The following is a 4125-nucleotide window of genomic DNA, read 5'->3' on the forward strand; positions in this document are numbered from 1 at the left end:
CAGGAATGCTGCGCCGTTAGCACAAGAAGCGAGTGTACTAATTTAACAATCCCCCTCTGTTAGTTTCAAGTACATTTTTCACAATTTTCTACGCTTGTATTTCCATCTTTAATAAATGCATTCAGTGAAAGAACTAAAATCTCTCATACAACACTTAAAGAGCTGTCTAAATTCTAAATGAAAAAAAGGACCTGCTGTTTATATAGTAACTGATCCCTTTTGTTGTTACTCCCACGGTTAGCAAATTAGGGTCGTTTCGTTTATTATGACTAAAGGGCATAGTATTTACAGGGAAGTAAGCGATAATTACATGAGTAATTTATCCCCTGCTATTTCGATTTAGAGCGAAAAAAGCGATTTGGAAAAATTTCAAATCGCTTTTTAAAATATTATTGCTTTTTAGATTTCTTATCTAAAATATAGCGTAGTTCATTGATATCATCATTAGATAGAGCATCTTCCTGAATGAATTGGGCAAGCATGGATTTCAAGGTACCTCCGTAGATACGCTTGATAAATGATTCGGTCTCAGCACGCTGGCACTCTTCCTGTATATAGAGCGGGTAAAAGGTGTAAACTCTTAGATCTTTATTGACACCTACTACGTCTTTTTGAACCAATCGATCGAGCAGAGTGCGTATGGTTTTCGGCTTCCAATCCGTACTCTCCTGTAAGGAAAGTATGACGTCATTCGCTGTTTGAGGCGCTTTATCCCAAAGCACGTTCATGATTTCCCATTCTGATTCTGATATATGAGGAATGTTTTTCTCCACATTTATCTCCTCCATTTCTCTTTAATAGATTCCTAAATCTTTTAAAATTGATAAAGTAATTTCTATAGCCTTGCTTCCAGATGTATCATCTTCATTTTGTATATTGGTAGCAAAGAAATAAGTATTGTTCTTCGTCTCTACATACCCAATAAACCAACCATTGATGTTTTTTCCATTCACTGTACCTGTACCTGTTTTTCCCGATAGGCGAGCTTCTTCATTCTTTTCTAAGTGTAGTGCATCCTTCACAGCTTGGATATGCATTTCCTTATATCCCAACTGATTGTTATAAAAGGCTTGCAGCAGTTGCACTTGCTCAACTGGAGAAATTTTCAATGAGGATTCGTTCCAGAATCCATCTAATCCCCCAGATACATTGGAGTTTCCATAGTTGATGTCTTGTAGATTGGATTGTATGGTTTCAAATCCTTGTCTACGATCTAGCTCTTGGAAATACCAGTTTACAGATTTTTGTAAAGCAGATGCGACATCCTGATTCATATTCCAAGCATCATAGGGATACTCCGTCCCATCCCATGAAAGTGTGGATTCTTCGGGTGATATCACATTTGATTCTAGTGCAGAAAGAGCACTATAGATTTTGTATGTGGAAACAGGTGATACTCGCAACGTACTTTTCTCATCATTATAAATACGATATTGTTTTGCACTAGAATCATATAAAACAAAGCTGCCTTCATACCCTTTAAAGAATTGATGTAAATCCTCATAAATTGTTCCGGCATTATTAAAATAGTATCGGTCGTTCTCCGTCGAAAATGCGGAAATGACAGGTAATTGGACTGTCAAAATGATACTGGCCAACACATAAATAAAGACACTTTTTTTTATTGATTTCTTTGCGCCAGGCTTATAGGCAGCAATTTGTTCAATTCGTTTTTTAATTTGACTCTTCGAACCGTTTATTTGTGTAACTAACGATAGCTTACTTGAACGTTTAGAAAGATCTACAAAATTAATGAGTGTATTTCCATATTCACTAAATGAATTATCATCTAGTAAATGTAAAACAGATGTATCACATGCGATTTCCCGATCTAATCTCATTTCTCTAAAAGCAAGCCAGACAAGGGGATTAAACCAATAAATGCTTTGATAGAACAACATCACGTAATTTGTCAGCAGATCCTTGTTTTTATAGTGATTCAGTTCATGAAGAAAGATGTGCTCGTAATGTTTCAAGTTGATCCAGTTTTCATGCTGAGAAGGTAAGACGATATATGTTTGAAAAAGTCCAAATATCATTGGAGATTGGACTCTTTTCGAAATAACAATCTTTATTGATTTTTTAATCTGTAGTCTTTTCTTGCATTCTTCGAAAAGCACAAGAACTTCTTGATTGGTAAGCGTAGAAGAAAAATTCTTTATTCTTCTAAGTGTAATCCATCCACGAACCATAGTAAAAGTAAATAATAGCAACCCTGAGATCCATAATCCCATTACTCCTATATTAAGTAAGGACAGATCGAACTGATTGACAGATACAGAAAAGTCTTGTATAAGGTGTAGGCCCTGCATCATATTAGTTCCGTTTAGTTCTGTATTAGGGCTGACAGCATTAGTCTGATACATATATCCACGGCTAAAGAGAAAACTAAAATTATATAAATGAGTCGGTATGAATGGAAGTGTTAAAGCGATAAAAAGAAACATCCACAAATGATAGTGCCATTTAGCTGTTAGTTGTCTTCCAAACCATTTTCGTATAAGTAGAATAACAGTAACGGAAAATGAAGATACCAATAGGCCAATTATAAAATGAGTTAAAAACATTTCCTCCACACCAACTCTCTTAGATTTTTAGATTTTTAGATTTTTAGATTTTTAGATTTTTAAAACAGATAGCATATTTATAGTAGCTTGATGGTGAAAAATAATGAGTTGACTTAATTTGATTACGTATGTAATACTATACTACAGATGTAATCGGACTACAAATGTAATCTTTCTAAACTCCTTGAAAAAGGTTGTTTTTTCAATTCATTAAGAGTCTAATCAAATAATTAGGAGGTTTTACATCGTGAACAAAAGAAGGTTTTATCAAATACTAGCACCGATAGGATTGATGCTTATGGTTGTAGGCTGCTCGAATGAGAACAAACAGGTTGTACAACAATCCGAAACAGAACCTAACCAAACGTCAGAAAATATAATGGAAGAAACTACAATGGAGAAATTTGAACAACTTGAGAAGGAATATGACGCGAGGCTTGGGGTCTATGCTATTGACACAGGAACAAAAAAAATCGTGGAATTTCGTGAAGACGAACGATTTGCGTACACATCCACATTCAAAGCACTGGCTGCTGCGGCAGTTTTACAACAAAATTCTATAGAAGAACTTAACAAAATAGTTACCTACACTAGTAATGATCTTGTTACCTATTCACCGATTACAGAGAAATATGTTGATACAGGAATGACTCTTAAAGACATTAGTGAAGCTGCAATCAGGTACAGTGACAATACTGCTGGAAATCTTTTATTTAAGGAACTGGGCGGCCCTGAAGGATTCGAAACCTCTTTAAAAAAACTTGGGGACCAAGTAACTAATGCTGAGCGTATTGAGACAGGCCTAAATGAAGCTGTACCAGGAGAAACTCGTGATACTAGTACACCAAAAGCACTCGCTAATGACCTTCAAGCATACACGCTCGGCGACGTACTAACACATGAGAAACAAACTATGTTAGTTGATTGGTTGAAGAGAAATACAACTGGAGATAATTTAATTCGTGCAGGAGTTCCCAAAGGGTGGGAAGTTGGTGATAAAACTGGCGGGGGAGGTTACGGAACACGCAATGACATTGCGATTGTTTGGCCGCCTAACAGAGAACCAATCGTTCTTGCAATACTATCCAGTCGCGATAAACAGGATGCAAATTATAACGATGAGCTTATTGCACAGGCAACAAAGGTTGTAATGAATGTTTTTAAATCCACTCCAAACAACTAGTAACGGGAATGAATTACTAAAAAATACTATCATCTTTTTTATAAAAAATCGCTTAACATTGTAAATATGCGATTTCCTGACACTACTTCCTTATGAAAAAAACAACTAAAAGCCAATTTCCTTAGCGTACAGGAAATTGGCTTTTTCATTGTCGAAATTTGCTTAGCATACGAAGTTCGCGTTTTGTTGGTATGACCCCATGTCCAACAACTTAAGAAAAAAGAGGCACTTTTTATTAAAAATCATTGAATTAGCTTAAGTACACGGCTATGAGGCGGCGACTCCTGCGGGAACAGCACGAGCGGAAGCACCCGGACTGAGCGAAGCGAAGGAGAAGGCTGGAGCCGTGCCCGCAGAAAGCGTCCGCCGTAGCGG

At 36.5% G+C, this 4125-nt stretch carries 3 protein-coding genes; 1 reads left to right on the forward strand and 2 read right to left on the reverse strand.

Annotation, left to right across the window (positions count from 1 at the left end; genetic code table 11):
- Window positions 1-389: 389 nt before the first annotated feature.
- Both blaI and H131_RS22800 read right to left on the reverse strand, forming a co-directional pair.
- Window positions 390-773 carry a penicillinase repressor BlaI gene (gene blaI, locus H131_RS22795; RefSeq protein ID WP_010861498.1) on the reverse strand — a complete coding sequence of 128 codons (384 nt, stop codon included), beginning with the start codon at window positions 771-773 and terminating at the stop codon, window positions 390-392.
- A 21-nt stretch (window positions 774-794) separates the two neighbouring features.
- Window positions 795-2567, reverse strand: coding sequence for a BlaR1 family beta-lactam sensor/signal transducer (locus H131_RS22800; RefSeq protein ID WP_010861499.1), 1773 nt, complete (start codon window positions 2565-2567; stop codon window positions 795-797).
- A gap of 292 nt (window positions 2568-2859) precedes the next feature.
- On the opposite strand from H131_RS22800, the gene bla reads away from it, so the two are divergent.
- On the forward strand, window positions 2860-3750 hold the full coding sequence (gene bla, locus H131_RS22805; RefSeq protein ID WP_051112234.1) for a class A beta-lactamase: 891 nt from the start codon (window positions 2860-2862) through the stop codon (window positions 3748-3750).
- Window positions 3751-4125: the final 375 nt, after the last annotated feature.

Source organism: Lysinibacillus sphaericus OT4b.31 (genome assembly GCF_000392615.1).
GTDB classification, from domain to species: domain Bacteria; phylum Bacillota; class Bacilli; order Bacillales_A; family Planococcaceae; genus Lysinibacillus; species Lysinibacillus sphaericus_B.

Excerpts from the sequence above, each read along its gene's own strand:
- H131_RS22800 (WP_010861499.1), bottom strand. The coding sequence starts at position 2,567 with ATGTTTTTAACTCATTTTATAATTGGCCTATTGGTATCTTCATTTTCC.
- bla (WP_051112234.1), top strand. The coding sequence starts at position 2,860 with ATGCTTATGGTTGTAGGCTGCTCGAATGAGAACAAACAGGTTGTACAA.